Consider the following 25,546-nt stretch of genomic DNA (forward strand, 5'->3'; position numbering starts at 1 on the left):
AGGGCAGGCCATACCCACCCCCGTCCCCGTGGCGATGTCGGTGGCCCATGGCACGATCGATGCATGAGCAGCAGTACGTCCAGCACCGGCACCGTGGAGCGCGCCTTCGAGGCCGCCCTCTACGCGGACTCCGACGCGGCCCTCGACACGGGCGCCTCGCTGCTCGCCGCCGACCCCGCCTCCGACGCCGAACTCACCCGGCGCGGCGAGGAGTTCGCAGCCGGGGCCTGGCGGCGCGGCTGGCAGCCCGCCGACGTCGTACGGATCGTGCGCCGCGACCTGGACGACGTACACGTACAGCTGGTGTCAGCACTGATCCTCAGCGAGAGCCAGAGCCAGAGCGGGGACCACCGGCAGCCCCGAGGCCCCCGCTGGGCCGTCCAGCTCGAAGAACTGGAGGCGGAGCCCCGGGCACCCCGCACCGACCGCTTCTCGTACGCCACCACCGTCCTGGAGCTCTACCGCCTGCTCCTCCGCCTCCCCGCCATCGAGCCCCTGGACATACCCCGGACGGGCCCGGCCACGGCCGTTCCCCAGGACACCCGCATGCTCACCCGTATCCGCGCCCTGCTCGCGAAGGCCGAGGCGACCGGGTTTCCGGAGGAGGCGGAGGCGCTGAGTGCCAAGGCGCAGGAGCTGATGGCGCGGCACAGCATCGACGAGGCGCTGCTGGCGGCGCGTACGCACGCGAAGGACGCGCCCGGCGCCTGCCGCATCGGTGTGGAGCCGCCGTACGAGACGGCCAAGGCGGTGCTCCTGGACGCGGTGGCCGGGGCGAACCGCTGCCGGGCCGTGTGGAACGAGGCACTCGCCTTCTCGACGGTCGTCGGCTTCGAACCCGATCTGGAGGCGGTCGAGCTCCTCTACACCTCGCTGCTGGTGCAGGCCACGGCGGCGATGACGAAGGCGGAGGCCGCCCAGCGGGCGGGCGGCCGGAAGCGTACGAAGACCTTCCGGCAGTCCTTCCTCGCCGCGTACGCGCACCGGATCGGCGACCGCCTCGCGTCCGCCGCCGAAGGCCAGGTGACGGCCACGGAGGGGGAATTGCTGCCGGTCCTCGCGGCCCGCGACGTGGCGGTCGCGGACCACATGGACCGTATGTTCCCGGAGACGGTGACCACCCGGCTGCGCGGGGTCACCGACGCGGCCGGATGGCACGAGGGCGCCGCGGCGGCGGACCGGGCACAGGTCAAGGGCCGGCGCCCGATCCCGTAACGGGACCGCCCGTGGGGCTCAGTCGCCCGCGTGCGTGAACGGGGTCACGGAGGCGTCCAGCTCGCCCGCCGCGCCCTTGCCCGCGACGGGGCCGTACGACCACTTGAAGTCCTGCGTGGCGGTGGCCCCGGGCAGACTGATCTTCAGCGTCTTCAGGTCGAGGGTGTTCGCGTCGCCCGCCGTGCCCCGTACGTAGGTGATGGTGAAGGACGCGGTGTCGTTCTTTGCCAGGGTCAGCTTCTCCGGCGTCGCGGCCTTGTCCGCGACGATGTCCGTGGAGGTACTCCCGGCGTGGACTTCGAGGCCGGGGAAGCCCTTCAGGGTGCACTGGGAGTCGCGGTTGGTGATCGTGACCGGGATGTTGCCGGTGTCCCCGGCGGCGGGTGCGACGTTGGCGGGGCCGACCTGGATGCCGACGGAGTCGATCTTGCAGTCGGCGGCGGCGTTCGTGCTGGTCTTGCCGGTCTCGCTGGTCTTGCTGCTGCTGCTGTTGTCGCCGCTGTCGTCGCAGGAGGTCAGGGCGAGGGCGGCCGCGAGGACGGTGACGGCGATGGGAAGGGCGCGCATGGGGTTCCCCCGGAGGTGGTGACGTGGTGCATGGATCATCACGCATTTCGATCCGCGGTTGTCGCGTGGCCCCCCCGGTCACACGAACGGGCCGCGGAACCCGCCAGTGACGGATTCCGCGGCCCGTAACGGTCGGACGCTCAGGAGCCCAGGCTCGCCGTGGGCAGCCCCGTGGGCAGGGTCCCGCCCTCGGACTTCGTGTAGATCTCCTGCCCGAAGCCTTCCCACTTGACCCGCATGGAGGTGGAGTTGACGCTGGAGACCATGCCGGAGGCGCGGTCCTTGTTCCCGTCCGTGCAGGTGAGGTGGATCATCTGCATACCCGCCTCCTTGCCGGCGGTACCGCTGCACACGGAGCCCCCCGTGGCGAAGAGCGCGGCCTGCTTGCCGGTGATCACCAGTGCCACGGCCTTGCCGTCCGTGGTGGCCAGCCAGCTGCCCTCCAGCTTGCCCGTGGCGGTGGAGGTGTCGCCCGAGCCGCCGCCCGTGGTGGCCGTCTCCGTCGCGGACGCGCTGGGGCTCGTGGACTTGTCGCCGGAGCCGCCGTCGCCGCTGCTGCAACCGGTCAGCGCGAGCGCGGCCGCCAGACCAGCGGCCGCGACCGCGATACGCGCCTGCTTGCGCGGAAAGGTCGCCGAAGTCACTGAAGCCCCCAAGGGTGGGTGATGATGCCGGAGTCGCCAGGCTCGCCTGCACGACCGCAGCAAGCTACCAGGACGACTTGCGCACCCCGGGAAGGAATCCGGCGTGCGCTTGCTCACGCAGATTCACCCGGGAGAGGCCGAAGGTCCGCAGATAACCGCGCGGACGGCCGTCCACACTGTCCCGGTTGCGTACGCGGGTGGCGCTGGCGTCACGCGGCTGCCTGCGCAGTTCCTCCTGTGCGGCGAGCCGTTCGGCGTCGCTCGACGCCGGCCGGCGGATGATCTCCTTCAGCTCGGCCCGCCGGACGGCGTACCGCGCGACGGTCTCCTGGCGCTTCTCGTTCTTCGCGATCTTGCTCTTCTTCGCCATCAGACCTTCACTCCTCGGGCGCGAATCCGCGCCACGGCCGCCTCGACGCCGATCGTGTCGACCGTCTTGATGCCCTTCGCGCTCAGCCGCAGCCGTACGAAGCGGCCCTCGCCCGGCAGCCAGTAGCGCTTGCGCTGGATGTTCGGGTCGAAGCGGCGGGATGTGCGGCGGTGGGAGTGGGAGATCTGGTTGCCGAAGCCCGGCCGGGCGCCGGTCAGCATGCAGTGCGCGGACAAGGGTGACGCACCTCTCTCGGAGACGTATTGGAAATGGGATTCATTTTCAGTAACATACCAGCCATGGCACGCAACGAACTCCGTCCCGTCATCAAGCTCCGGTCCACGGCCGGGACCGGCTTCACGTACGTCACCCGCAAGAACCGCCGGAACGACCCGGACCGGATGACCCTGCGCAAGTACGACCCGGCCGCGGGCCGCCACGTCGACTTCCGAGAGGAGCGCTGACCGCCATGCGCGAAGGAATCCACCCGGCGTACGGCCCGGTCGTCTTCCGGGACCGCGCCGCGAACCACGCCTTCCTCACCCGCTCGACCCTGACCAGTGAGAAGACGGTCGAGTGGGAGGACGGCACCACCTATCCGGTGGTCGACGTCGAGATCTCGAACGTCAGCCACCCCTTCTACACGGGCAACGCGCGCGTCCTGGACACGGCCGGGCGTGTGGAGCGCTTCGAGCGCCGTTACGGAAAGCGGAGCTGAACGTGCCCGAGCTCTCCGTCGCGATCGTCGGCGGACTGCACGCCGATGCCCGCAGGGCGGCCGTCCAGCATCTGCTGACGGCCGTCCCGGGCAGCGTCGCGCTCCACCACGACCTCGCGACCGCCGCGGCGGGCACGGTCGTCCGTACGATCCGTGACCGCACCGGCATCCTCTCCACCGGCGAGGCGCCCCTGGTCAACGACTGCGCGTGCTGCGCTCTGCGCGAGGACCTGGTGCCCGAGCTGGAGCGGCTCGCGGACGCCGGCCTCACGCGGCTGGCCGTGGTCGAACTGTGGGAGTCCGTGGAGCCCAAGGCCATGGCGGAGGTCGTGGCGGCGAGCGGCCTGCGGCTCACCGGGGTGATCACGGCCGTCGACCCGGCGCTGCTGCTCCCGTACCTCGGCAACGGCGACGACCTCGCCGACGGCGGCCTCGCCGCGGCCGCCACCGACCGGCGCACGGTGGCCGACACCTTCGCCCGCCAGCTGGAGTACGCCCCCGTCCTCGCCGTGGCCGACTCGGAGGAGGCCGACGACGAGGACCGGGCGCTGCTGGCGCAGTTGCACCCGACGGCCCGCCAAGTGCCCCTCCGCTACGGGGGCTTGGCGCGCTCCCCGCTGGCCGAGGCCGCCCTCGCCGGGTTCGACGTCGAGGCGGCGGCCGCGGCCCAGCATCCGGCCTGCGCACTGCTCCCGGCCGACGCCGACGCGCACGGTGTCGCCACCCTCGTATGGCACCGCCGTCGCCCCTTCCACCCGGAGCGGCTGTACGCGGCCCTGGAGGACCTGACCTGCGCTGCCGCGCGCAGCCGGGGGCGGTTCTGGCTCGCCGACCGGCCCGACACGCTGCTGCACTGGGACGCCGCCGGGGGAGCGCTCTGCGTGGAGAACGTGGGCCCGTGGCTCGCATCGCTGCCGGACGCGGCGTGGGACATGGTCCCGCCGGTGCGCCGCGCCGCCGCCGCGCTCGACTGGCACCCGGAGCACGGCGACTGCTGCCAGCACCTGGTGTTCACCTCCCCCGGCCTCGACCGCGACGGACTCGAACTCCTCCTGGAGTCCTGCCTGTTGACCGACACCGAGTACGCCGCCGGGCGCAGCGCCTGGAAGCGGCTCCCGCCCGCCTTCGACACCCTCCTGGAAGTCTGAGAAGCCTGATGCCCCGCAAGACCGAACGTAAGCCCGCCAAGTCCCGCCCCAATCCGCTGGACCGCGACGGGATCACGTACATCGACTACAAGGACACCGATCTGCTGCGGAAGTTCGTCTCCGACCGCGGCAAGATCCGCAGCCGTCGCGTCACGCGCGTGACGGCGCAGCAGCAGCGGATGCTGGCCCGCGCGATCAAGAACGCGCGGGAGATGGCGCTGCTGCCGTACTCGTCCCGGTAGGCCCGACCGGGCACACATAGGTAGGAGATTCCCTACGGTTGACTCGTAGGGAATCTCCTACCTATTGTCGTATCCATGGAACCCACGAACATCACCCACGCCTCCTTCGTCACCCTCCCGGTCGCCGACCAGGACCGCGCCCTGCGCTTCTACACGGACGTACTCGGCTTCGAGGTCACCGCGGACCGGGACATGCCTCCCGGGCGGTGGCTCCAGGTCGCGCCCAAGGGGGCGCAGACCGTCTTCACGCTCTCGGGTCCGGGGATGGGCGGTTTCGTGCCCGGCGAGACCCGGGGGATCATGTTGGTCACGACCGATGTCGACGCCGACTGCGCGCGGCTCGCCGCCGCGGGCGTCGCGGTGGAGGGTCCCGACGACCTCCCCTGGGGCCGCATGGCCTCGTTCCGCGACCCGGACGGCAACGGTCTGATGCTGATCACGGAGAAGGAAGGCTTCTGATCGCGCCATGACGACCATCGGGGCCCATGAGGACCGCCTTTTCGCCGCGCTCGCCAACGCCACCCGCCGAGAGGTGCTGCGGCTGCTGCGCGACGACGGGCCCCAGCCCGTCCAGGCGCTCGCCGACCACTTCGACATGCGCCGCCCGAGTCTCTCGGAACACCTCAAGGTGCTCCGGGAGGCCGGGCTGGTGTCGGAGGAGCGCGCGGGACGGCAGCGGATCTACCGCCTGGAGGCCGCGCCGCTCGCCGACGTGCAGGACTGGCTCCACCCGTACGAGCGGTTCTGGCGCGACAGGCTCAAGGGCCTCGGCGATCTCCTGGACCGCATGCCCGACGATGACGAGACATGAGCCCCGTTCCGCAGTCCGAGCCGGCGGATGATCTGACGACCATCCGCGTCGACCAGTTCCTCCCGCACCCGCCCGCCAAGGTCTGGCGCGCCCTCACCGAGCCCGAGCTGCTCGTGCAGTGGCAGATGCAGGGGTCGGAGGACTTCCGGCTCGAAGTCGGCCACCAGTACACGCTGACATCCGTCCCGCGCCCCAACTCGAAGTTCTCCGGCACCGTTGACGTGCGTGTTCTCGCGTACGAGCCGGAGCGGATGCTGCGCGTCCGGTGGGCGGACGCGGATCCCGCCAATCCCACGGATTGGACCATTACTTGGACACTGGAACACGAAGGCCGCGGTACGCGTCTGTTCCTAGTACACGAGGGATTCGATCCGGACGATCCCGCACAGATGATGGCGCGGAAGATCATGGACGGGGGCTGGAGGTCGCATGTGATGCGAGCTCTGGGGAATGCGCTGGACCGGCTGTAGTCCTTTTGCGGGCCGTCGAGCAGCAGGCCGTAGTCAAGTGAGCGACAGCCGGTAGTCAAGCGCCGGTAAAAGCTGTAACCGCAGGACCACCCCGCGTGCACGTGCATCTGCCCATGCATCTGCACATGAACAGAGCTATGATCCGGGTCAGTTGACCACTGCATCTATGGCCACTTCAGCCACTGCACGACCGGGGAGCAACCTGTGGACCACGACGTGTACGACGTGGATGACGTGTACAACGGCATGGCTGACGACGTGTACAACGGCATGGCCGCGACCGAGCTGAACGGGGTGGCCTGGCAGAAGAGCCGGCACAGCAACTCGCAGGGATCCTGCGTGGAGTTCGCGCGGCTGCCCGGCGGCGACGTGGCCGTGCGGAACTCGCGGTTCCCCGAAGGGCCCGCGCTCGTCTACACGCGTGCCGAGATCGAAGCGATGCTCCTGGGCATCAAGGACGGCGAGTTCGATCACCTGATCGCGGGCTGATGCCGGGTCCCCGGCCGACCCCTGAGGGTGCAACCTAGCGCGATGACCGTTCAACGGTGTGTAACGCGCGTAGAACCGCGGCGCCAAAAGGCGCCGCGGTTCGTCATTCGGCGGGGATCGCCGCAGTCCCCGGCGGTGGCAGCCGGAACAGCGCCCACACGACCTTGCCGCTGAGGGTTCCCGCGAGCGGGTGCCAGCCCCAGCTGTCGGCGAACGAGTCGACCAGGAACAGGCCGCGGCCCGACTCCGCCGAGAAGTCGTCCGAGTCGCCCGCGACCGGGCTGTCGTGACTGGGGTCGCGCACCGCGCACACCAGACGTGAGGTCCACCGCATCAAGTGCAGCCGCACGGGCGGCCCTTGGTCGTCCGGGCGGGGCGTGTCCGAGGGCAGTGCGTGCCGCAGAGCGTTGGTGACGAGCTCGGAGACCACCAGACAGACGTCGTCGAAGCGATCGCCGATATCCCACTGGTCCAGCGTTCTGCGGGTGAACTGCCGCGCTTCACGCACCGCTTCATAGCGGGCGGGCAGGGCGCAGGAAGCGGCGTTGGACACGGCCGCGGGGTCGAGCGGCGGAAGTCCCTGCCGTAAGGGCTCGAGCATGGTCGATCCATTCGTCCCCATGCGAGGCACTCCCGGGTGTTCGCGGTCGTTGCGATGCAGCGGTGGCGCGAGGACCATGGTTCCGAATGCGTACAGCAGATGCAAGGGCAGATGCACGTGCACGCGCCCGAATTGGACCTTCCTCTACCGCTTCTTGCTCATTTCTTCTGTCACCTTCTTCCCTCCTGTTGCCCCTCTCCTGATCTTTTTCTGTGTGACTCCTTTGGCTACTTTCCGTTTCCGTAATCGAACGAGTACTGCTTGAAGTGTTTTAGTGGCAGACTTCGGCCCTTGAAGACGGTTGGGGAGGCGGACGAACGTGAGCGCTGGTGAGTCGAGCGGCTCGGTGGTGCGGCGCATGCTGCTGGGGTCACATCTCCGGCGCCTGCGGGAAGCACGCGGCATCACCCGGGAAGCGGCCGGTTACTCGATCCGTGCCTCCGAATCGAAGATCAGCCGCATGGAGTTGGGACGGGTGAGCTTCAAGACGCGCGACGTCGAGGACCTGCTGACGCTGTACGGCATCAACGACGAGGCCGAGCGCACCTCCCTGGTCTCGCTCGCCAAAGAGGCCAACGTCGCGGGCTGGTGGCACAGTTACTCCGACGTCCTGCCCAGCTGGTTCCCCACCTACGTCGGCCTCGAAGGCGCGGCCCATCTGATCCGCTCGTACGAAGTGCAGTTCGTGCACGGCCTGTTGCAGACCGAGGCGTATGCGCACGCCGTCGTCGAGCGCGGGATGAAGGGTGCGAGCGCCGCCGACATCGACCGGCGCGTCGCGCTGCGCCTGGAGCGCCAGAAGTACCTCATCTCCGAGAACGCACCGGAGTTCCACATCGTCCTCGACGAGGCCGCGCTGCGCCGCCCGTACGGCGACCGCGAGGTGATGCGCGGACAGCTCCAGCATCTGATCGACTTCTCGGAGCGCCCCAACGTACGACTTCAGGTCATGCCGTTCAGCTTCGGCGGGCACTCCGGTGAGAGCGGTTCCTTCACCATCCTGAGCTTCCCGGAGTCCGACCTGTCGGACGTCGTCTATCTCGAACAGCTCACCAGCGCGCTCTATTTGGACAAGCGCGAGGACGTCACCCAGTACGAGGGCGCGCTCAAGCAGCTGCAACAGGACAGCCCCGGCCCTTCCGAGAGCCGCGATCTGCTCCGGGGGCTGCTCCAGCTCTCCTGAGACTCCGCGACGAGTCTTCCAGGACTCTGCGGAGGTGTTCTCCAACTCCCTTGAAACACAAGTACGATGACGCGTGATCAGACCGTGATCGGATGTCTGCTTCGGCAGCGCAGGGATTGAGGGATTGAGGGATCACATGTCGTCCTACTTCACCGACCTGGCCCAGCAGTACATCGACGGCGAGTGGCGTCCAGGCACCGGATCCTGGGACATCATCGACTTCAACCCGTACGACGGCGAGAAGCTGGCCTCGATCACCATAGCCACGACGGACGAGGTCGATCAGGCGTACCGCGCGGCCGAGCGCGCCCAGAAGGCATGGGGCGCGACCAACGCGTACGCCCGTCGCGCGGTGTTCGAGAAGGCCCTGCGCCTCATCGAGGAGCGCGAGGCCGAGATATCCGAGGTGATCATCGCCGAGCTCGGCGGCACCCGCCTCAAGGCGGGCTTCGAGCTGCACCTCGCCAAGGAGTTCCTGCGCGAGTCGATCCAGCTGGCGCTGCGCCCCGAGGGCAAGATCATCCCCTCGCCGATCGACGGCAAGGAGAACCGCGTCTACCGCGTCCCGGTGGGCGTCGTCGGCGTCATCAGCCCCTTCAACTTCCCCTTCCTCCTCTCGCTGAAGTCGGTCGCCCCGGCGCTGGCGCTCGGCAATGGCGTGGTCCTCAAGCCGCACCAGAACACCCCGATCGTCGGCGGCTCCCTGGTCGCGAAGATCTTCGAGGACGCGGGCCTCCCCGGCGGCCTCCTCAACGTCGTCATCACCGACATCGCCGAGATCGGCGACGCCTTCATCGAGCACCCGGTCCCGAAGGTCATCTCCTTCACCGGCTCGGACAAGGTCGGCCGCCATGTGGCCACTGTCTGCGCCTCGCACTTCAAGAGCGCGATCCTCGAACTGGGCGGCAACAGCGCGCTGGTGGTCCTGGACGACGCGGACATCGACTACGCGGTCGACGCGGCGGTCTTCAGCCGGTACGTCCACCAGGGCCAGGTCTGCATGGCCGCGAACCGCGTCCTCGTGGACCGCGCGATCGAGGCCGAGTTCACCGAGAAGTTCGTCGCCAAGGTCAAGACCCTGAAGGTCGGCGACCCGGCCGACCCCCAGACGATCATCGGCCCGGTCATCAACTCCTCGCAGGCGGACGCGATTTCGGGCACCGTCGAGCAGGCCATCGCGGAGGGCGCCACCGCCCTCGTACACGGCACGACGACCGACAACCTCGTCGAGCCCTCCGTCCTGACGGGCGTCCCCGCCGGCTCGTCCCTCCTCCAGCAGGAGATCTTCGGCCCGGTCGTCTTCCTCGTCCCCTTCGACGGCGAGGAGGAGGCGGTCCGCCTCGTCAACGACACCCCGTACGGCCTGTCCGGCGCCGTCCACACCGGCGACATCGAGCGCGGCGTGAACTTCGCCAAGCAGATCGACACCGGCATGTTCCACGTCAACGACGGCACCGTGCACGACGAGCCCCTCGTCCCCTTCGGCGGCGAGAAGCACTCCGGCATCGGCCGCCTGAACGGCGAGACGACCGTCGACGCGTTCACCACCCTGAAGTGGATCTCGGTGCAGCACGGGCGGAGCTTCTTCCCGTTCTAGGAATTCCTCGCGTCGCCGGGCCCTTGCGGACAGAAGCTGACCGCAAGGGCCCGTAGCTTCGTCGGTGTCGGGCAGAAGGTGCCCGGCAGGCGGACCCGACGAAAGGCGGCCGGTCATGGTGACTCACGTTGCGGCGGAGGCTCACGGCGACGAGCGGGGAGCGCTGCTCTCGTTCCTGGAGGCGGAGCGGGGCGGAATCCGGCGGGCCCTGATCGGCCTGACGGCGGAGCAAGCCGCGAGCCGGCCGAGCGCGAGCGAACTGTCGCTGTCGGGACTGCTCAAGCATGCCGCGGAGGTCGAGCAGGGCTGGATGGCCCGCGCCCGGGGCGAGCAGCCGGCCGTCAAGCGGGACGAGTCGAACTGGCACGAGTGTTTCGTCCTCGCCGACGGCGAGACCGTCGAGTCGCAGCTCGCGTACTGGGAGAAGGTCGCCGCCGAGACGGACGCGTTCATCCGCTCGGTGCCCAGCCTCGACGAGACCTTCGCGCTTCCGAACGACCCCTGGTTCCCGCCGGAGGGGCGCGTCTCGATGCGCTGGGTGCTGCTGCGCCTGATCTCGGAGATGGCCCGCCACTCCGGCCACGCCGACATCATCCGCGAGTCCCTGGACGGCGCGACCGCCTTCGAGCTGGTGGCCAAGGAGCAGGGCGAGCAGGGCACCTCCTGGTCCTGACCCCGGGCGCCCTAACCTGGAGCCCATGTCAGCGATCCGTCTCCTCGTGCTCGGCGCCGTCCGCCAGCACGGGCGGGCCCACGGCTACCAGGTGCGCAACGACCTGGAGTACTGGGGCGCGCACGAGTGGTCCAACGCCAAGCCCGGCTCGATCTATCACGCGCTCAAGCAGATGGCGAAGCAAGGGCTGCTGCTGGCCCACGAGATCGCGCCGTCCACGGCCGGCGGACCGCCCCGTACCGAGTACGAGATCACGGACCAGGGCATCGAGGAGTACTTCTCGCTGCTGCGCGCCGCGCTGACCTCGTACGACCAGAAGACGGACGTCAAGTCGGCGGCGATCGGCTTCATCGTCGACCTGCCGAGGGCCGAGGCGGTGGCCCTGCTGAAGGAACGGACCCGCCGCATCGAGGAGTGGCGGGCCGCCGTCACCGAGCACTACGTACCTGAGAACGGCCCCGGGCAGCTCGGCCACATCGGCGAGATCATGAACCTCTGGATCCACACGGCCGACGCCGAGGCCGAGTGGACCCTGGGTTTGATCGCGCGGATCGAGGGCGGGGCGTACACGTTCGCAGGGGAGGGCGAGCCGTTCGTGGGCGTGCTCGGGGACGGCGAGGAGAACCCGTACGCGACGGGGACGCCGCACCCCGGGGACGCCCGCTGAGGGTTCTGGAGGGTTTCAGGCGGTTCTAGCGGGTTCTACTGGACGTTGACGAAGTCGCCGCTCGAATTCTTGGCACTGGTGGCCGTGGTGCCCGCGTACGCGAACCGGTAGAAACCGTCGGTCGTCGCCGTGGTGGTGGCCTTCAGGACTCCGCCGGTGCCGCTGGTGACCGTCTTGAGGGTGGTGTACGTGTCGCTGTCCGCCTTGCGGAACTGGAGCTTGACCGACCGGCCGCTCAGGCCCGCGTACTTGCCGGTCTCCCAATCGGCGCGGGTGAGGGCGCCCTTGACCGTGATGGTCCTGCCCTTCGTCACCGGCTCGGGGGAGGCGTCGGAGGTCAGAGTGGTGTTGCGCTTGATCTTCACGCTGCCGGCGAAGCCGTCGTTGGTGGATCCGCTCGGGCGGCCGTACGCGATGGCGTACGCGTGCCACGTGCCGGCGTAGGCGTTGTCCTTCAGGTCGGTCGTCACGTCCACCGTGAAGTGGACCGTGCAGGTCGAGGTCTGGGCGTCGGCCGCCACGCAGGAGCCCGAGCCCTCCTCGGCCGGCAGGAGCGCGCCGTCCCGGCCGGCGTCGTCGAAGGTGGTTCCGTGCCACAGGGCGACCCAGCCGCCGGTGATGCCGTCCGGGTCGGTCGCGGTCACCGTGGCGGTGAAGCTCTTCTTGGTGGTGGTGCCGAAGACGAGGTCCTTGCCGCCGTTGACGACGACCTTCGTGATCGTCGTGTCGTCACTGTCCATCGGCCGCGCGTCCGCCGGTGCGGCTGCCGGAAGGGTCAGAGCTGAGAGAACCAGGGCGCCGGGCAGAGCGGCGACGGTAGCGCGTATGCGCATGTGCATCCCCACGGTGAAGGAGTAAGGCCCGCGCGGGATTCCTCCCGGCAAGGGCCATGGGCGCACGCATCGTACAGACGTTTCCCGCCTCTCCCGGCCACAACGACAGCTTCGACCCACTCCTGTTCCCCGCGGACCACGGGCATCATCAACCACAGCCACCAGGCTCGGACCGGACTTCGGAATGAGGAGCGCCGCAATGCCCACACCCCCGCGACTTCTGACGCTCAGCCGGTCGGACGCGCGCAGGCTGGCCCTCTCGCGGCAGCACCTGTCCGCCGCCCGCCCCCCGGCGGACGCGACCGGCCTGCGCACGGTCCTGAGGTCGCTGCGTTATCTCCAGCTGGACCCCGTCAGCGTCGTGGCCCCGAGCCATGAACTGGTCCTCTGGAGCCGCCTCGGCCCCCGGGCCGGCGACCGACTCCCCACTCTCTGGTGGCAGGAGCGGTGGCTCTTCGAGTACTGGGCGCACGCGGCGGCCCTCGTCCTCACCGAGGACTACCCCGTCCACCGGGTGTCGATGGACGGCTATCCCCCCAAGAACCTCTCGTTCACCAGCACCTGGATGGCGGCCAACGGCCAACTGAGCGAGCACATACTGCACCGCCTCGCCGAAGGCACCCCCCTGCCCACCGACGCCTTCGAGGACCGCTCGGTGATGGACTGGCCCTCCTCCGGCTGGACCGCGGGCCGCAACGTCGAGCGGATGCTGACCTTCCTCTGGCTCCAGGGCAGGATCATGGTGGCGGGCCGTGCGGCGGGACAGCGACTCTGGGGCCTGCCTGACGCCTGTCTCCCGGCCGACGCCGACCGGGTGGCGGTGTCGCCCCGGGAGATGGTCACCACGGCCACGGAGCACACCCTGCGCGCCCTCGGCGTCGCCCGCCCCCTGGACATCAAGCAGTACTTCGTGCGCGGCAAGTACGACGGCCTGCCCGAGGTGCTGCGCACCCTCACCGGCGAGGGCCGCGTCGTCCCGGTGAAGGTCGAGGACGCGCCCACCGCCTCCGAGACCTGGTACGTGCACACCGATGCCCTCGCCGAACTGGAGGCGATCCGCGCCGGCGACTGGGAGGGCCGCACCGCGCTGCTCTCGCCCTTCGACAACCTCATCAACGACCGCCGCCTCACCGAACGCCTGTGGGGCTTCGCCTTCCGCAACGAGATGTACGTCCCGAAGGCCAAACGCGAGTACGGCTACTACCTCCTTCCCGTCCTGCACGGCGACCGTCTCGTCGGCCGGACCTCGCCGCGCTTCGACAAGAGCCGGGGAGTCCTGCTGGTCGAGGGCCTCTACCTGGAGCCCGACACCAAGCCGACGGCCGCGCTGTGCCGGGCGGTCACCGCTCAACTCGCCGACCTGGCGGCCCTCGTGGGCGCGACCGGCATCGAGTACGGCGACAAGGTGCCCGACCGCTGGCGCCCGCTGCTCCACTGACGCTCTCCGCCGAAGCCCTCCGGCGGGCTCTAGTGGTGGAAGCTGGTCGCCCCGCTCTTGTCGCGCGTCAACGGGCCCGACTGCTGCCGCAGTTCGGGCAGAAGACTGCTCAGGTCCTCCATGAAAAGTTCGGCGAGGTCGGTGGAGAAGCCGTTGCGGCACACCACGCGCAGGACGGACAGGTCCTCGCGATTCTCCGGGAAGGTGTACGCGGGCAGCAGCCAGCCGCGTTCACGCATGCGCCGGGACACGTCGAAGACGTCGTACGCGGTCACTTCGGGCGCCGTCGTGAAGGCGAAGACGGGCAGCTCGTCGCCCCGGGTGAGGAGGGTGAAGTCGCCCAGCGCCTCGATGCGGTCGGCGAGCCCGCGGGCCACGTCGCGGGTGGTCTGCTGCACCGCCCGGTAGCCCTCACGGCCGAGGCGCAGGAACGTGTAGTACTGCGCCACGACCTGCGCGCCCGGCCGGGAGAAGTTGAGCGCGAAGGTCGGCATGTTGCCGCCCAAGTAGTTGACCCGGAAGACGAGTTCCTCGGGCAGCTCGGCCTCGGACCGCCACAGCGCCCAGCCGACACCCGGGTAGACCAGGCCGAACTTGTGCCCCGAGGTGTTGATCGACGACACCCTCGGCAGCCGGAAGTCCCAGACCAGGTCCTCGTCGAGGAAGGGCGCGATCATCGCTCCGGAGGCGCCGTCGACATGGACGGGGATGTCCAGACCCGTACGCTCCTGGAGCTCGTCGAGCGCCGCGCACAGCTCGGCGATCGGCTCGTACGACCCGTCGAAGGTGGACCCGAGGATGCCGACGACCCCGATGGTGTTCTCGTCGCACAGCTCGGCCGCCGCCTTCGGGTCGAGGTGGAAACGGTCGCCCTCCATGGGGACCAGACGTGGCTCGACCTCCCAGAAGTTGCAGAACTTGTCCCAGCAGACCTGGACGTTGACCCCCATCACGAGGTTCGGCCGGGCTGCGGGGTAGCGGTCGGCGTTCCGCTGGGTCCAGCGGCGTTTGAGGGCCATCCCGGCCAGCATGCACGCCTCGCTCGAACCGGTGGTCGAACAGCCCACCGCGGCCGCCGGATCCGGCGCGTTCCACAGATCGGCGAGCATCGCCACGCAGCGCCGCTCCAGCTCGGCCGTGCGCGGGTACTCGTCCTTGTCGATCATGTTCTTGTCCCGGCACTCCGCCATCAGCACCCCGGCCTGAGGCTCCATCCAGGTGGTGACGAAGGTGGCGAGGTTCAGCCGCGAGTTGCCGTCCAGCATGAGCTCGTCGTGGACGATCTGGTACGCGGTCATGGGCGCCAGCGGCCCCGCCGGGAGCCGGTGTTTGGGCGGGGCCTCGACCATTCCGCTGACCGGATTCGTCTCGCCGAAGAACGGGTTGACGGACATCGGGCGCTCGTCGGGCTTGTCGTGGCCTTGGTGGAGCGGCATGTCACTCTCCTAGCGAATCGGGGTTCCGTCGTCGTGAAGCTGCATCTGCGGTCTTCCGGTCACCAGCAGCCAGGCCGGCAGGGACGCGATGCACAGCAGGGCGATGATCGAGGGGGAGGCCACGAGGGCGGCGGCCGTGAACAGGCTCACCCAGCCCTGCCGGGTGATGGCAAGGAGCATGCCCAGCACTCCCATGGACACGCCGAGCGCGGGCGGGACCGAAGACACGAGCGCATGGGCGCACAGGCCGAAGGCGGTGCCGACGAAGACGGCGGGGAAGATACGGCCGCCCCGGAATCCGCAGGACGCCGCGACGAGCAGGGCGGCCAGTTTCACCCCGGACATCAGCGCGAACTGACCCGCGGACCAGCCGTCCGGGGTCCGGGCCAGCTCATCGATCTCGGACAGGCCCTTGAAGAGCGTCAGATGCCCGCCCAGGCACCCCAGGAGGCCCAGGACGACTCCGCCGACCGGGAGCGCCACCATGGGGTGCCCGAGGCGCGAGAAGGCGGTGTGGACGCAGGGGAAGGCGTAGACCGCGAGCATGCCGAACACCGCGGCCGCGGACGCGATCACCAGCGCGGCCAGCAGGTCGCCCCAGCCGGGCCGGCCGAGCGGGGGCAGATGGAGGTCGAACGACGGATGGTTCACCAGACTGGTGGTCATCGCGCCCACCGCGGCCGCCGTCAGCGGTGCGAAGAGGTTGTCCCACAACTGACCCCTCATCTTCTTCCCGGCCAACGCCTCCGAGATGACCAGCGCCGCCGCGACCGGTGTACCGAACAGCGCACCGATCGTCGCCGCCTCGGCCAGCGTCACCCACAGGGCGCCGGGCTGGACGGGCAGGAACCTGCGGCCCAGCCAGAACGCGAGCGCCACGTTGACGGCGATGATCGGGTTCTCGGGGCCCAGGCTCGGACCGCCTGCCAGCATCAGCGCCGTCGCCACCAGCAGACCCGGCAGCACCATGAGCGGCATGGGGGACGCGTTGAGCCCCAGGGTGGCCGGGTCGGGGCCCGCGTGCCCCGGCGCCTTCCACACCACGAGTCCGACAGCCACACCCGTCGCGGTGAGCATGACGATCATCCAGAGCGAGGAGTACCCGCCGATGCCCAGCGCGTCCGGCAGGGTTGTCCACAGCACGTCCTGGAGCTGCTCGGCGAGCTTGCTGACGCCCACGTAGAGCAGACTCGCGCCCGCGCCCACGACGACAGCCGGGAGAAGCAGTGCCAGCAGCGTCCGGGCGGGCGTCGCCGGAGCGGGTGCCGGTGGGGCCACGTCGTGGGTCACGCGCCCACACTAAGCGGATCAAGCGGACATAACATCCCGAAAATTCGCTCCGGCCCAGCAGAGGTTCGCCCCGGCTCCGGGGGCATCGGGCTTGCACCTCACGTCACGTGAGGGCTCATCGTGAAGCGCGTACCGAGAAGGGAGCGGAAGTGAGTTACTCAGTGGGCCAGGTCGCCGGTTTCGCCGGGGTCACGGTGCGCACGCTGCACCACTACGACGAGATCGGCCTGCTCGCGCCCGGCGAGCGCAGCCAGGCGGGCCACCGGCGCTACGGCGACGCGGACCTCGACCGGCTGCAGCAGATCCTGTTCTACCGGGAGCTCGGCTTCCCGCTCGACGAGGTCGCCGCCCTGCTCGACGACCCGGAAGCGAACCCGCGCGCGCATCTGCGCCGGCAGCACGAGCTGCTGACCGCCCGGATCGAGAAGCTGCAGAGGATGGCCGCGGCCGTGGAGCACGCCATGGAGGCACGGAAGATGGGCATCAACCTCACGCCCGAGGAGAAGTTCGAGGTCTTCGGGGACGACGATCCGGAGAAGTACAACGAGGAGGCCGAGCAGCGCTGGGGCGGCACCTGGACGTACGAGCAGTCGCAGAAGCGGGTCGCCCGCTACACGAAGGACGACTGGCTGCGCATCAAGGAGGAGACCACCGCCTGGAGCGAGCGGTACGGCGCACTCGTGGCGCAGGGCGTACCGGCCGTCGACGAGCGGGCGATGGACCTCGCGGAGCAGCACCGGCAGCACATCACCAAGTGGTTCTTCGACTGCCCGTACAAGATCCACGAAGGGCTCGGCGACATGTACGTGTCCGACGAGCGCTTCAAGGCGTTCTACGAGGCCATCGGGCCCGGCGTCGCCGAGCACCTGAGGGACGCGATCACGGCGAACGCCGAGAGGCACTCCCAGGGGGCCTGACGGCGGGCGGCATGCGTCATGAGAGCTGCCGGTAAGGGGCGCCCGCCCTTGCGGGTGCCCCTTACGCGGATGCGCTGTTCCTCGGACCGGGCGTGCAGGCCGGGTGTGCGGACCGGGCGTGCGCTATTCCTTCACCAGGACGACCGCCGTCCCGTACGCGCACACCTCCGTGCCCACGTCCGCCGCCTCCGTCACGTCGAAGCGGAACATCAGCACACCGTTCGCTCCACGCGCGCGTGCCTGCTCGATCAGCCGCTCCATGGCCTGGTTGCGGGTCTCCACGAGCGTCTTGGTGAGCCCCTTGAGCTCACCGCCGATCATCGACTTCAGACCGGCGCCGATCTGGCTGCCCAGATGCCGGGAGCGCACGGTGAGGCCGAAGACCTCGCCGATGACCTGCTGGACGCGGTAACCGGGTGCGTCGTTCGTCGTCACGACCAGCACGTCCGACTGGGGACCCTGGCCGCCTCCGTATTCATCGATGCCCATGGCTCACAGCTTTGTGCCAGGGGGCGCACAGTGCATCCTGGAGACACCGGTGGAACCTGGCGAGGACACATTGCGTTGATAGCTTTGGTCGGCCGTACCAGGAGTGCCGTACCTTCCTTCACCCCTCAGGAGCCCGGAACCGTGACGACGCTTGCCCTTGGTCCAAGCTGGCTGGATCCGAACACGCTCCTGGACAGCTACGGCATCTGGGGCCTGCTGCTCGTCGTCTTCGCCGAGTCCGGCCTGCTCATCGGTTTCTTCCTGCCGGGCGACTCGCTGCTGTTCACCTGCGGCCTGCTGATCACCGCGGGCACGATGGACTTCCCCCTGTGGGCGGCCGTCCTGCTCATCTGCCTCGCCGCGATCCTCGGCGACCAGGCGGGCTATCTCTTCGGCAAGAAGGTCGGCCCCTCGCTCTTCACCCGCCCGAACTCCCGCCTGTTCAAGCAGGAGAACGTGGTCAAGGCCCACGAGTTCTTCGAGAAGTACGGGCCCAAGTCCCTGGTCCTGGCCCGCTTCGTGCCCATCGTGCGCACGTTCACGCCGATCATCGCGGGCGTCAGCGGCATGAAGTACCGCTCGTTCATCACGTTCAACATCATCGGTGGCGTCCTGTGGGGCGCGGGCGTCACGCTGCTCGGCTCCTGGCTCGGCGGCATCGACTTCGTCAACAAGAACATCGAGGCGATCCTGATCCTGATCGTCCTCGTCTCCGTGGTCCCCATCGCCATCGAGTTCCTGCGCGCCCGCTCCAAGGCCAAGAAGAACCCGCCCCAGGAGCCCGCCCAGGTCCAGCCCCCGGTCCACACCCAGCCCGCCCCGCCGGTCATGGACGACGCCACGAGGCCGCTCCGGGTGCCCCCGATCCACCAGGCCCAGGACCAGAACCAGCAGCAGTACGGCTACGACCAGGCCCAGGCCTACCCCCAGCAGCCGTACCAGCAGCAATACCAGGACCCGTACCAGGACCCGTACCAGCAGCAGTACGACCAGGGCTACGACCAGGGCCAGGCCTACCCGCCCCAGCAGTACCCCCAGGGCTACCCGCAGCAGCAGTACGGCTCGGACCAGGGCTACTACAACGAGGGCTACCCCCAGAACCAGGGCTGAGCATCCGTGCCCCGTAAGGGGCGCGGGGCTGTGACATTGTGCGGCTCCGCCGCGTGGGCGCGATCAGCCACGAACAACCCGCAGTCGCCGTCCCACACCAGGCACCGAGCTCTCCGGCGCCCGACGGCTCAATACCCTCGCGTCCGCTTCGCAGCCCTGCGCCCCCCGGCGGAGCCGACCGGCACCCGCAAGAACAGCCGCGAAATCTCCGACCCCAGGTTCACCCCAATGGCGATGGCCATGGCGAGCGCGGCAGCCTTGGTGAGCGACACCAACCCCTTGTCCACCTCGTTCTGCGCGATCGACAACAGCCCGAAATAGGTCGCCGAACCTGGCAACAGGGGCCCGATCGCCGCGGTGGTGTACGGCAGCGCCGAAGCGAACCGATACCGCGACAACAGCTGCCCGAACAGCCCCACCAGCCCCGCCGCGACGGCGGTCGAGGCGACGGGCGAGATCCCGCCCGCGAAGTGCATCGCCCCGTACACCGACCAGGCCACACCCCCGTTGAGGGTCACCGCGAGCACGGTGGACCGTTCCTGCTGGAGCAGGATCGCGAAGGTGAGCGACAGCAGCATGGACGCGGCGATCTGGAGCAGGGGCCGCTCGGAGATGTTCAGTGCCGCGTCGGCGTGAAGCTGGGCGCCCAGCTTCACGCCGAAATAGAGCACTAGTAGGACACCGACAACGATGCCGACAAAGAAGTACATGACTTCGAGCAGGCGCGCGGCCGCGGTGATGTAGAAGCCGGTCAGCCCGTCCTGCACGCCGGCGACGAGCGCCCGCCCGGGCAGCAGCGCGAACAGCCCACCGGTGATCACCGCGGACGCGTTCACGTCGACGTGCGCCACCGTGAGCGCGACACCGATCGCGGCCGGCGGCATCGCGGCCACCGTGAACTGGTAGAACTCCGGCAGCCCGCGCCCGGCGCACAGCCACGCGAGCCGGTCGCCCAGCATCGCGCCGAGCGCCGCGGCGACGAACACGAGCGCGTCACCGCCGACTAGGACCGAGGCCGCGCCCGCGAGGAGTCCAGCGGCGGCGGTCAGCCCCCAGCCGGGGTACGGGTGCCGGTTGCGCCGGATCTCCGCGAGCCGCCGGTAGGCGTCCTCCGGAGAGTTCGCGGTCTCCGGGTCGCTGAGGTCGGCGACGAGCCGGTAGACGGCCCCGAGGCGCGTGTAGTCGGTGCCGCGGCGGCGTACCGTCCGGGACGCCGTGACGGGGTCGTCCACCAGTGACGGCTGGTGCGAGATCGACAGCTGGGTGAAGGTGACCGTCGGCTCGCAGCGGTCCAGTCCGTAGGAACGGCAGACGGCGAACATCGCCGCCTCCACGTCCTCGGCGCCCTCACCGCCCGCGAGCAGCAGTTCGCCGATACGCAGCGTCAGGTCGAGCACGCGCGGGACGGCGGGACCCGACTCGTCCTCCTTGTGCACGGGTTCGGGCGCGGGCCGCTCGGTCACCGGCATGCGCAGCATCGTGCGCATGCGGTCCTGCCAGGGCGCGTCCTTGGACAGGCTGACCGTGGGGATGCCGGACGCCGGTGTGAAGGCGGGCGGGGCGTCCTGGGCGCTGTACGCGCGCGGGGTGCTGAACGCCGAACCCTCCGCCTCGGCGGGCGGCGGCACGTCCAGTCCCGCGGGGAGCGCGAACTCGGACGTGGTCTGCGACTCGTCCTCGACCGCGGGTTCCATGCCGTCCGGCGGCACGAAGGCGCTCTTCGCCTCGTCCGACTGCGGCTTGCGGTCCTCCGCCTCCGTCACCCATCGCTCCCGACTACGCACTCCAGTACGCCTCAGTATGCGCACTGGCAAACGAACGGGCCGCGCCACCCCATAAGGGATGACGCGGCCCGCGGGGCACAGAAGGGGTCAGTGACCGCCCTGGTCCTTGAGACGCTTGTAGGAACGCTCGATCTCGGCCTCGGCCTCCGCGCGGCCCACCCAGTTGGCGCCCTCGACGGACTTGCCGGGCTCCAGGTCCTTGTAGACCTCGAAGAAGTGCTGGATCTCCAGGCGGTCGAACTCCGACACGTGGTGGATGTCGCGCAGGTGCTCCACACGCGGGTCGTGCGCCGGGACGCACAGCAGCTTGTCGTCGCCGCCGGCCTCGTCCGTCATACGGAACATGCCGATCGCGCGGCACTGGATGAGACAGCCGGGGAAGGTCGGCTCGTCCAGAATGACCAGGGCGTCCAGCGGGTCGCCGTCCTCGCCGAGGGTGTTCTCGACGAAGCCGTAGTCGGCCGGGTAGCTGGTCGAGGTGAAGAGTCGACGGTCCAGGCGGATCCGACCGGTCTCGTGGTCCACCTCGTACTTGTTCCGCGAACCCTTCGGAATCTCGATCGTGACGTCGAACTCCACCGGTGGCTCCTCCATGATCAGCACATAGTTCTGGTGGTTAAGTGTCCCTCACGCAGGTGTGTGATCGCGAAAGGGGCTGGTGGTCGTGCCAGAGCTGAGGGCTTGGCGGGCCGCGAGACCGCATGTGGTGCGGGTCGCGCGGACGGTGAAACCGCATCTGGCGCGGGTCACCCAAGCCGTGCGGCCGCGTCCTGTGCAGTTCACGACCCCGCAGCTCACAGCCGTCGCCGCCACCGTGGGCCTGGCACTCGCGGCCGGGGCGGTGGCCGCGGCCGGTCCCTGGGACTCCACCGGTCAGCGTACGGCCGAGCGCGACTGGGCCGCATCGCGGGAGGGCGAGGGTGTCGCAGATCACGGCCATACGTCCGCTACGTCCCGGAAGTCGCCCCAGCCCGCGCCCAGCGCCGCCTCCGTACTGGCCGGACTCGGCGGTTCCACGAGCACGGTGCCCGCGCCCGCCGAGAAAGCCCTCGCGGACGTCCTCGACCCGCTCCTGGACAACGCCGTCCTGGGCGCGACGCGCACTGCCGTCGTCGTCGACGTCGCGACCGGCAAGCAGCTGTACAGCAGGAACGCCGATGAGGTCCAGATCCCGGCCTCCACCACGAAGATCGCCACCGCCGTCGCCGCGCTGACGGCGCCGGGTCCCGACCACCGCCTTCAGACGCGTACGGTCCTGGAGCCCGACACCAAGGAAGTCGTCCTCGTCGGTGGCGGTGACCCGACGCTGACCGCCCGCAAGGACGCGGAGGGCTGGGCGAGCCTGCGCACCCTCGCCGACGAGACGGCCACCGCCCTGAAGGCCCGTCATCTGGACCAGGTGACGCTCTCGTACGACACCTCGCTGTACGCCGGTCCCGCGCTGCACCCCATCGGCGTCAACGAGAACATCGCGCAGGTCACCGCCCTGATGGTCGACGAGGCCCGGGTGGACGACTCGACCAGCGGAACGGCCGGGCGCGCCCTGGACCCGGCGGCGGACGCCGCCCGGAAGTTCGCCGACCTGCTGCACGACAAGGGCATCAAGACGACGTCCCCCGGCCCCTCGAAGGCGACGAGCCGTTCCCAGGCCCTCGCCTCGGTCTCCTCGCCACCGCTGTCCGCCCTGGTCGAGCGGATGCTGACCAACAGCGACAACGACATCGCGGAGGCCCTGGCCCGCCAGGTCGCCCTCGCCTCGGACGAGCAGCCCAGCTTCGAGGGCGACGCGAAGGCGATCCGCGCGCAGCTGAAGAAGCTCGGACTCCCGCTGTCCGGCGCCGACTTCGCGGACGGCAGCGGCCTGAACCGCGCCGACCGGCTCTCGGCCGACCTGCTCACCGCGCTGCTGGCCAAGGCCGGCGACCCGGCCCATCCCGAACTCCGTACGGTCCTGACCGGCCTGCCCATCGCGGGCTTCACCGGCACCCTCAGCACCCGCTACACCGACGACCCCACCGCCACCGGTGTCGTCCGCGCCAAGACCGGCACCCTGACCGGCGTGAACACCCTCGCCGGCACCGTCGTGGACACCGATGGCCGCCTCCTCGCCTTCGCCTTCCTCACCTCGGACGAGGCCCACCCGCCCAACGCCCTGGAGGCCCGGGCGGCCCTGGACCACACGGCCACGGCACTGGCGACGTGCGGCTGCCGATAGGCAACTACGTCCCGCCGGGCACCGATGCGACCAAGCCCCGGCCCCAGCCGACCCAGAGGGCATCAGAGACACCGTCAGCCCCACACCAGCGGGCGACCTGGACCCCGTACCCCTAACCGCAGTCGGACACGCTCACGTACGGTTGACGCATGACGAGCATCGGTGGTGCTGCATCTACTGGGATGGTCGACTGGAATCTCGCGGTGGCGACCGCGACCCGACTTGTGCGGCCGGGCCCCGAGGTGAGCCGTGACGAGGCCAGGTCCGTCGTCGCGGAACTGCGCCGGCACGCGAAGGCCTCGGAGGAGCACGTCCGGGGCTTTACCCGTATGGGCGACGACATCGTGCGCGACACCCCCGTACTCGTCGTCGACCGGCCAGGGTGGGTACGGGCCAACGTCGCCGGGTTCCGGGAGATCCTCAAGCCCCTCCTGGACAAGATGCAGGAGAGGCGCGGGAGTACCCCGGGCGGAGCCGTCCTGGGCGCCGTCGGCGGCAAGGTCACGGGCGTGGAGCTGGGCATGCTGCTGTCGTTCCTGTCGTCCAGGGTCCTCGGGCAGTACGAGACCTTCGCCCCCGCCGGCCGCGACCTGCCCGCAGGGGGCACCTCCGATTCACCGAGTGGCGGAGGCAGGCTCCTGCTGGTCGCGCCGAACATCGTGCACGTGGAGCGCGAACTCGACGTAGAGCCCCACGACTTCCGCCTGTGGGTGTGTCTGCACGAGGAGACCCACCGCACCCAGTTCACGGCCGTGCCCTGGCTGCGCGACCACCTGGAGGGCGAAATCCAGTCTTTCTTGGGGGAGACCGAGGTCGACCCCATGACCGTTCTGGAGCGCATCAGGGAGGCCGCCCAGTCGCTCGCGGGCGGGCGCCCGGACACCGAGGAGGACGACGGCGGCCGTTCCCTCGTGGAAATCGTGCAGACGCCCGCCCAGCGCGAGATCCTCGCCCGGCTGACCGCCGTGATGTCCCTCCTGGAGGGCCACGCGGACTTCGTCATGGACGGAGTGGGCCCCGCCGTGGTCCCGTCCGTGGGCGAGATCCGCGAGAAATTCCAGCAACGCCGCGCCAAGGGGGCCTCCCGCCTCGACCTGGCGCTGCGCAAGCTCCTCGGTCTGGACGCCAAACTGAGGCAGTACAGGGACGGCGAGCGGTTCGTGCGGGCGGTCGTCGATCAGGTCGGCATGGACGGGTTCAACCGTGTGTGGACCTCTCCGAACACCCTCCCGACCAAGACGGAGATCGCCAAACCGGCGGACTGGGTCGCGCGGGTGCACCGCAAGGCAGAGTCGTGAACCCTACGGGAAGGTCGTGAAACGAATCCGGCCGACGGCAGGCAAACGCCCCTCCAATCACCCGTCCGAGGGACCGTGGGGCATGGGTAGGCGTGCAATGCTCGGGGAACGGCCCGGTTCTGTCACCATCTACACACTCTGAGTGACCGACCCAGGGCTCACCCCCCGAAAACTTCATGAAGGGAACCGGACATGGGTCCCCATCCTGCGGTCGCGGCGATACGCCTGGCGGTTCGCCGCGTACTCCACGACATCCTCACCGAGCACACGCCCGTCCCCGACACCCGGCGCGCGCCCGGCATCGGTGCCGCGCGCCCGTCCGCCCCCGACGCGGAGCGCGTGCCCGCGCCCGGTACGCGTCGCACACCGACACCCACCCCTGCCCAGCGCCCGCACGGGCAACGGCCGACACCGCTCGTGCTCGTCGCATGCTCCGGCGGCGCCGACTCCGTGGCGCTCGCCTCCGCCCTCGCCTTCGAAGCCCCCAAACTCGGCATCCGCGCCGGTGGCATCACCGTCGACCACGGTCTGCAGCCCGGCTCCGACCTGCGCGCCGACGAAGTCGTGCTGCGCCTCACCGAGCTGGGGCTGACCCCGGCCGAGTCCATCGCCGTCACCGTCGGCCGCGACGGCGGGCCCGAGGCCGCCGCCCGCGACGCCCGGTACGCCGCCCTGGACGCCGCCGCCGAGCGCCTCGGCGCCACCGCGATCCTGCTCGGCCACACCCGCGACGACCAAGCCGAAACCGTCCTGCTGGGCCTCGCCCGCGGCTCCGGCATCCGCTCCCTGTCCGGAATGGCCGCGGTCTCGGGGGCCGACGGCCGTTACCGCCGCCCGTTCCTGCACCTGGACCGGCAGACCGCCCGCAAGGCCTGCATGGCCCAGTCGCTGCCCGTCTGGGACGACCCGCACAACGCCGACCCGGCCTACACCCGCTCCCGGCTGCGCCACGAGGGCCTGCCCGCCCTGGAGAAGGCGCTCGGCAAGGGTGTCGTCGAGGCACTCGCCCGTACGGCCCAGCTGTCCCGTGACGACGCCGACGCCCTCGACGCCTGGGCCAGCCAGGCCGAGGCCTCCGTACGCGACGCCGCCGGCCTCCTGGAGTGCGCGAAGCTCTACGCCCTGCCGCCCGCCGTACGCCGCCGAATTCTGCGCCGCGCCGCCATCGAGGCGGGCGCTCCGGCCGGTTCGCTGTTCGCCCGCCACATCGAAGAAGTCGACCGGCTGATCACCGGATGGCGCGGCCAGGGGGCCATCAATCTCCCGGGCAAAGTCGTCGCTCAGCGCCAGGGTGGCAGACTGGTGATTCGGCAAGGCTGAATCCGGACCCTCCACCGGGAC

Annotated in this window: 30 protein-coding genes; 19 read left to right on the top strand and 11 right to left on the bottom strand. The window is 69.8% G+C overall.

The window, feature by feature from the left end; genetic code table 11:
• The first annotated feature begins 63 nt into the window (after positions 1–63).
• Complete coding sequence (locus tag AB5J50_RS28095; protein WP_369261033.1) at positions 64–1,215, top strand: DUF2786 domain-containing protein; 1,152 nt, start codon at positions 64–66, stop codon at positions 1,213–1,215.
• Positions 1,216–1,233: 18 nt separating this feature from the next.
• Here the strand turns inward: AB5J50_RS28095 and AB5J50_RS28100 are convergent, their stop codons facing one another.
• From AB5J50_RS28100 to rpmB, 4 genes are all read right to left on the bottom strand, one after another.
• Positions 1,234–1,782 (bottom strand): DUF4232 domain-containing protein, encoded by a 549-nt coding sequence (locus AB5J50_RS28100; protein ID WP_369261034.1) that lies wholly within the window; start codon positions 1,780–1,782, stop codon positions 1,234–1,236.
• A gap of 140 nt (positions 1,783–1,922) precedes the next feature.
• A complete protein-coding gene (locus AB5J50_RS28105; RefSeq protein ID WP_327430577.1) occupies positions 1,923–2,426 on the bottom strand; it encodes a hypothetical protein in 504 nt (167 codons plus the stop codon).
• A gap of 64 nt (positions 2,427–2,490) precedes the next feature.
• Positions 2,491–2,796 carry a 30S ribosomal protein S14 gene (gene rpsN, locus AB5J50_RS28110; protein WP_369261035.1) on the bottom strand — a complete coding sequence of 102 codons (306 nt, stop codon included), beginning with the start codon at positions 2,794–2,796 and terminating at the stop codon, positions 2,491–2,493.
• Positions 2,796–3,032 (bottom strand): 50S ribosomal protein L28, encoded by a 237-nt coding sequence (rpmB, locus tag AB5J50_RS28115; protein ID WP_369261036.1) that lies wholly within the window; start codon positions 3,030–3,032, stop codon positions 2,796–2,798. Before rpmB ends, rpsN begins: the two co-directional genes overlap by 1 nt.
• 63 nt (positions 3,033–3,095) lie before the next feature.
• On the opposite strand from rpmB, the gene rpmG reads away from it, so the two are divergent.
• The 8 genes from rpmG (at position 3,096) to AB5J50_RS28155 (ending at position 6,674) form a co-directional block, all read left to right on the top strand.
• Positions 3,096–3,260: a 50S ribosomal protein L33 gene (rpmG, locus tag AB5J50_RS28120; RefSeq protein WP_327430580.1), complete on the top strand. Its 165-nt coding sequence runs from the start codon at positions 3,096–3,098 to the stop codon at positions 3,258–3,260.
• Positions 3,261–3,265: 5 nt separating this feature from the next.
• On the top strand, positions 3,266–3,514 hold the full coding sequence (locus AB5J50_RS28125; RefSeq protein ID WP_369261037.1) for a type B 50S ribosomal protein L31: 249 nt from the start codon (positions 3,266–3,268) through the stop codon (positions 3,512–3,514).
• Between the two features lie 2 nt (positions 3,515–3,516).
• Positions 3,517–4,662: a GTP-binding protein gene (locus tag AB5J50_RS28130; RefSeq protein WP_369261038.1), complete on the top strand. Its 1,146-nt coding sequence runs from the start codon at positions 3,517–3,519 to the stop codon at positions 4,660–4,662.
• Between the two features lie 8 nt (positions 4,663–4,670).
• The gene (rpsR, locus tag AB5J50_RS28135) at positions 4,671–4,904 is read left to right on the top strand and encodes a 30S ribosomal protein S18 (protein WP_369261039.1); all 234 of its coding nucleotides are present in this window, start codon (positions 4,671–4,673) and stop codon (positions 4,902–4,904) included.
• Between the two features lie 75 nt (positions 4,905–4,979).
• A complete protein-coding gene (locus tag AB5J50_RS28140; protein ID WP_327430584.1) occupies positions 4,980–5,363 on the top strand; it encodes a VOC family protein in 384 nt (127 codons plus the stop codon).
• A gap of 7 nt (positions 5,364–5,370) precedes the next feature.
• Positions 5,371–5,715, top strand: a complete 345-nt coding sequence (locus tag AB5J50_RS28145) for an ArsR/SmtB family transcription factor (RefSeq protein ID WP_369261040.1) — start codon at positions 5,371–5,373, stop codon at positions 5,713–5,715.
• Positions 5,712–6,185 (top strand): SRPBCC domain-containing protein, encoded by a 474-nt coding sequence (locus AB5J50_RS28150; protein ID WP_369261041.1) that lies wholly within the window; start codon positions 5,712–5,714, stop codon positions 6,183–6,185. Before AB5J50_RS28145 ends, AB5J50_RS28150 begins: the two co-directional genes overlap by 4 nt.
• 204 nt (positions 6,186–6,389) lie before the next feature.
• Positions 6,390–6,674, top strand: coding sequence for a DUF397 domain-containing protein (locus AB5J50_RS28155; protein ID WP_099504922.1), 285 nt, complete (start codon positions 6,390–6,392; stop codon positions 6,672–6,674).
• A gap of 103 nt (positions 6,675–6,777) precedes the next feature.
• Here AB5J50_RS28155 and AB5J50_RS28160 read toward each other — a convergent pair whose 3' ends face one another.
• Entirely contained in the window at positions 6,778–7,296 is a 519-nt protein-coding gene (locus AB5J50_RS28160) for an ATP-binding protein (protein WP_369261042.1), read from the bottom strand.
• A 337-nt stretch (positions 7,297–7,633) separates the two neighbouring features.
• Here AB5J50_RS28160 and AB5J50_RS28165 point away from each other — a divergent pair, with 337 nt between their 5' ends.
• The 4 genes from AB5J50_RS28165 to AB5J50_RS28180 all read left to right on the top strand — a co-directional run bounded on the left by AB5J50_RS28165 (position 7,634) and on the right by AB5J50_RS28180 (position 11,395).
• Complete coding sequence (locus AB5J50_RS28165; RefSeq protein WP_369265531.1) at positions 7,634–8,458, top strand: helix-turn-helix domain-containing protein; 825 nt, start codon at positions 7,634–7,636, stop codon at positions 8,456–8,458.
• A gap of 136 nt (positions 8,459–8,594) precedes the next feature.
• Positions 8,595–10,055, top strand: a complete 1,461-nt coding sequence (locus AB5J50_RS28170) for an aldehyde dehydrogenase family protein (protein ID WP_369261043.1) — start codon at positions 8,595–8,597, stop codon at positions 10,053–10,055.
• 115 nt (positions 10,056–10,170) lie between these two features.
• Positions 10,171–10,728: a DinB family protein gene (locus AB5J50_RS28175; RefSeq protein ID WP_369261044.1), complete on the top strand. Its 558-nt coding sequence runs from the start codon at positions 10,171–10,173 to the stop codon at positions 10,726–10,728.
• Between the two features lie 25 nt (positions 10,729–10,753).
• Positions 10,754–11,395 carry a PadR family transcriptional regulator gene (locus AB5J50_RS28180; RefSeq protein WP_369261045.1) on the top strand — a complete coding sequence of 214 codons (642 nt, stop codon included), beginning with the start codon at positions 10,754–10,756 and terminating at the stop codon, positions 11,393–11,395.
• 35 nt (positions 11,396–11,430) lie between these two features.
• On the opposite strand, the gene AB5J50_RS28185 is transcribed toward AB5J50_RS28180, so the two are convergent.
• The gene (locus tag AB5J50_RS28185; RefSeq protein WP_369261046.1) at positions 11,431–12,228 is read right to left on the bottom strand and encodes a hypothetical protein; all 798 of its coding nucleotides are present in this window, start codon (positions 12,226–12,228) and stop codon (positions 11,431–11,433) included.
• 199 nt (positions 12,229–12,427) lie between these two features.
• Between AB5J50_RS28185 and AB5J50_RS28190 the strand changes: the two genes are divergently transcribed.
• Positions 12,428–13,666, top strand: a complete 1,239-nt coding sequence (locus AB5J50_RS28190) for a winged helix-turn-helix domain-containing protein (protein WP_369261047.1) — start codon at positions 12,428–12,430, stop codon at positions 13,664–13,666.
• 29 nt (positions 13,667–13,695) lie between these two features.
• Here AB5J50_RS28190 and AB5J50_RS28195 read toward each other — a convergent pair whose 3' ends face one another.
• The gene (locus AB5J50_RS28195; RefSeq protein ID WP_369261048.1) at positions 13,696–15,102 is read right to left on the bottom strand and encodes a glutamate decarboxylase; all 1,407 of its coding nucleotides are present in this window, start codon (positions 15,100–15,102) and stop codon (positions 13,696–13,698) included.
• Between the two features lie 9 nt (positions 15,103–15,111).
• Positions 15,112–16,392, bottom strand: coding sequence for an ion channel protein (locus tag AB5J50_RS28200; protein WP_369261049.1), 1,281 nt, complete (start codon positions 16,390–16,392; stop codon positions 15,112–15,114).
• Between the two features lie 149 nt (positions 16,393–16,541).
• Between AB5J50_RS28200 and AB5J50_RS28205 the strand changes: the two genes are divergently transcribed.
• The gene (locus AB5J50_RS28205) at positions 16,542–17,309 is read left to right on the top strand and encodes a MerR family transcriptional regulator (protein WP_369261050.1); all 768 of its coding nucleotides are present in this window, start codon (positions 16,542–16,544) and stop codon (positions 17,307–17,309) included.
• Between the two features lie 123 nt (positions 17,310–17,432).
• Here the strand turns inward: AB5J50_RS28205 and AB5J50_RS28210 are convergent, their stop codons facing one another.
• Positions 17,433–17,798 (bottom strand): YbjQ family protein, encoded by a 366-nt coding sequence (locus tag AB5J50_RS28210; RefSeq protein ID WP_369261051.1) that lies wholly within the window; start codon positions 17,796–17,798, stop codon positions 17,433–17,435.
• A gap of 141 nt (positions 17,799–17,939) precedes the next feature.
• Between AB5J50_RS28210 and AB5J50_RS28215 the strand changes: the two genes are divergently transcribed.
• On the top strand, positions 17,940–18,908 hold the full coding sequence (locus tag AB5J50_RS28215; protein WP_369261052.1) for a DedA family protein: 969 nt from the start codon (positions 17,940–17,942) through the stop codon (positions 18,906–18,908).
• Between the two features lie 128 nt (positions 18,909–19,036).
• Here the strand turns inward: AB5J50_RS28215 and AB5J50_RS28220 are convergent, their stop codons facing one another.
• Both AB5J50_RS28220 and AB5J50_RS28225 read right to left on the bottom strand, forming a co-directional pair.
• On the bottom strand, positions 19,037–20,671 hold the full coding sequence (locus tag AB5J50_RS28220) for a threonine/serine exporter ThrE family protein (protein WP_369261053.1): 1,635 nt from the start codon (positions 20,669–20,671) through the stop codon (positions 19,037–19,039).
• A 108-nt stretch (positions 20,672–20,779) separates the two neighbouring features.
• Positions 20,780–21,271, bottom strand: coding sequence for an inorganic diphosphatase (locus AB5J50_RS28225; protein ID WP_327430599.1), 492 nt, complete (start codon positions 21,269–21,271; stop codon positions 20,780–20,782).
• 79 nt (positions 21,272–21,350) lie between these two features.
• On the opposite strand from AB5J50_RS28225, the gene dacB reads away from it, so the two are divergent.
• The 3 genes from dacB (at position 21,351) to tilS (ending at position 25,525) form a co-directional block, all read left to right on the top strand.
• Entirely contained in the window at positions 21,351–22,907 is a 1,557-nt protein-coding gene (gene dacB / locus AB5J50_RS28230) for a D-alanyl-D-alanine carboxypeptidase/D-alanyl-D-alanine-endopeptidase (RefSeq protein ID WP_369261054.1), read from the top strand.
• A gap of 149 nt (positions 22,908–23,056) precedes the next feature.
• A complete protein-coding gene (locus AB5J50_RS28235) occupies positions 23,057–24,205 on the top strand; it encodes a zinc-dependent metalloprotease (RefSeq protein WP_369261055.1) in 1,149 nt (382 codons plus the stop codon).
• A gap of 192 nt (positions 24,206–24,397) precedes the next feature.
• On the top strand, positions 24,398–25,525 hold the full coding sequence (tilS, locus tag AB5J50_RS28240) for a tRNA lysidine(34) synthetase TilS (protein ID WP_369261056.1): 1,128 nt from the start codon (positions 24,398–24,400) through the stop codon (positions 25,523–25,525).
• Positions 25,526–25,546 lie beyond the last annotated feature (21 nt).

The organism is Streptomyces sp. R35 (genome assembly GCF_041053035.1).
GTDB classification, from domain to species: domain Bacteria; phylum Actinomycetota; class Actinomycetes; order Streptomycetales; family Streptomycetaceae; genus Streptomyces; species Streptomyces lutosisoli.

Bases quoted from the DNA above. Each gene is read 5' to 3' on its own strand.
- AB5J50_RS28165 (WP_369265531.1), top strand. From the start codon at position 7,634: ATGCTGCTGGGGTCACATCTCCGGCGCCTGCGGGAAGCACGCGGCATC.
- rpmG (WP_327430580.1), top strand. From the start codon at position 3,096: ATGGCACGCAACGAACTCCGTCCCGTCATCAAGCTCCGGTCCACGGCC.
- AB5J50_RS28125 (WP_369261037.1), top strand. From the start codon at position 3,266: ATGCGCGAAGGAATCCACCCGGCGTACGGCCCGGTCGTCTTCCGGGAC.
- AB5J50_RS28180 (WP_369261045.1), top strand. From the start codon at position 10,754: ATGTCAGCGATCCGTCTCCTCGTGCTCGGCGCCGTCCGCCAGCACGGG.
- AB5J50_RS28190 (WP_369261047.1), top strand. From the start codon at position 12,428: ATGCCCACACCCCCGCGACTTCTGACGCTCAGCCGGTCGGACGCGCGC.
- AB5J50_RS28185 (WP_369261046.1), bottom strand. From the start codon at position 12,228: ATGCGCATACGCGCTACCGTCGCCGCTCTGCCCGGCGCCCTGGTTCTC.
- AB5J50_RS28095 (WP_369261033.1), top strand. From the start codon at position 64: ATGAGCAGCAGTACGTCCAGCACCGGCACCGTGGAGCGCGCCTTCGAG.
- rpsN (WP_369261035.1), bottom strand. From the start codon at position 2,796: ATGGCGAAGAAGAGCAAGATCGCGAAGAACGAGAAGCGCCAGGAGACC.
- tilS (WP_369261056.1), top strand. From the start codon at position 24,398: ATGGGTCCCCATCCTGCGGTCGCGGCGATACGCCTGGCGGTTCGCCGC.
- AB5J50_RS28100 (WP_369261034.1), bottom strand. From the start codon at position 1,782: ATGCGCGCCCTTCCCATCGCCGTCACCGTCCTCGCGGCCGCCCTCGCC.
- AB5J50_RS28235 (WP_369261055.1), top strand. From the start codon at position 23,057: ATGACGAGCATCGGTGGTGCTGCATCTACTGGGATGGTCGACTGGAAT.
- AB5J50_RS28210 (WP_369261051.1), bottom strand. From the start codon at position 17,798: ATGGGCATCGATGAATACGGAGGCGGCCAGGGTCCCCAGTCGGACGTG.
- AB5J50_RS28150 (WP_369261041.1), top strand. From the start codon at position 5,712: ATGAGCCCCGTTCCGCAGTCCGAGCCGGCGGATGATCTGACGACCATC.
- AB5J50_RS28195 (WP_369261048.1), bottom strand. From the start codon at position 15,102: ATGCCGCTCCACCAAGGCCACGACAAGCCCGACGAGCGCCCGATGTCC.
- AB5J50_RS28170 (WP_369261043.1), top strand. From the start codon at position 8,595: ATGTCGTCCTACTTCACCGACCTGGCCCAGCAGTACATCGACGGCGAG.
- AB5J50_RS28175 (WP_369261044.1), top strand. From the start codon at position 10,171: ATGGTGACTCACGTTGCGGCGGAGGCTCACGGCGACGAGCGGGGAGCG.
- AB5J50_RS28160 (WP_369261042.1), bottom strand. From the start codon at position 7,296: ATGGGGACGAATGGATCGACCATGCTCGAGCCCTTACGGCAGGGACTT.
- AB5J50_RS28145 (WP_369261040.1), top strand. From the start codon at position 5,371: ATGACGACCATCGGGGCCCATGAGGACCGCCTTTTCGCCGCGCTCGCC.
- AB5J50_RS28140 (WP_327430584.1), top strand. From the start codon at position 4,980: ATGGAACCCACGAACATCACCCACGCCTCCTTCGTCACCCTCCCGGTC.
- rpsR (WP_369261039.1), top strand. From the start codon at position 4,671: ATGCCCCGCAAGACCGAACGTAAGCCCGCCAAGTCCCGCCCCAATCCG.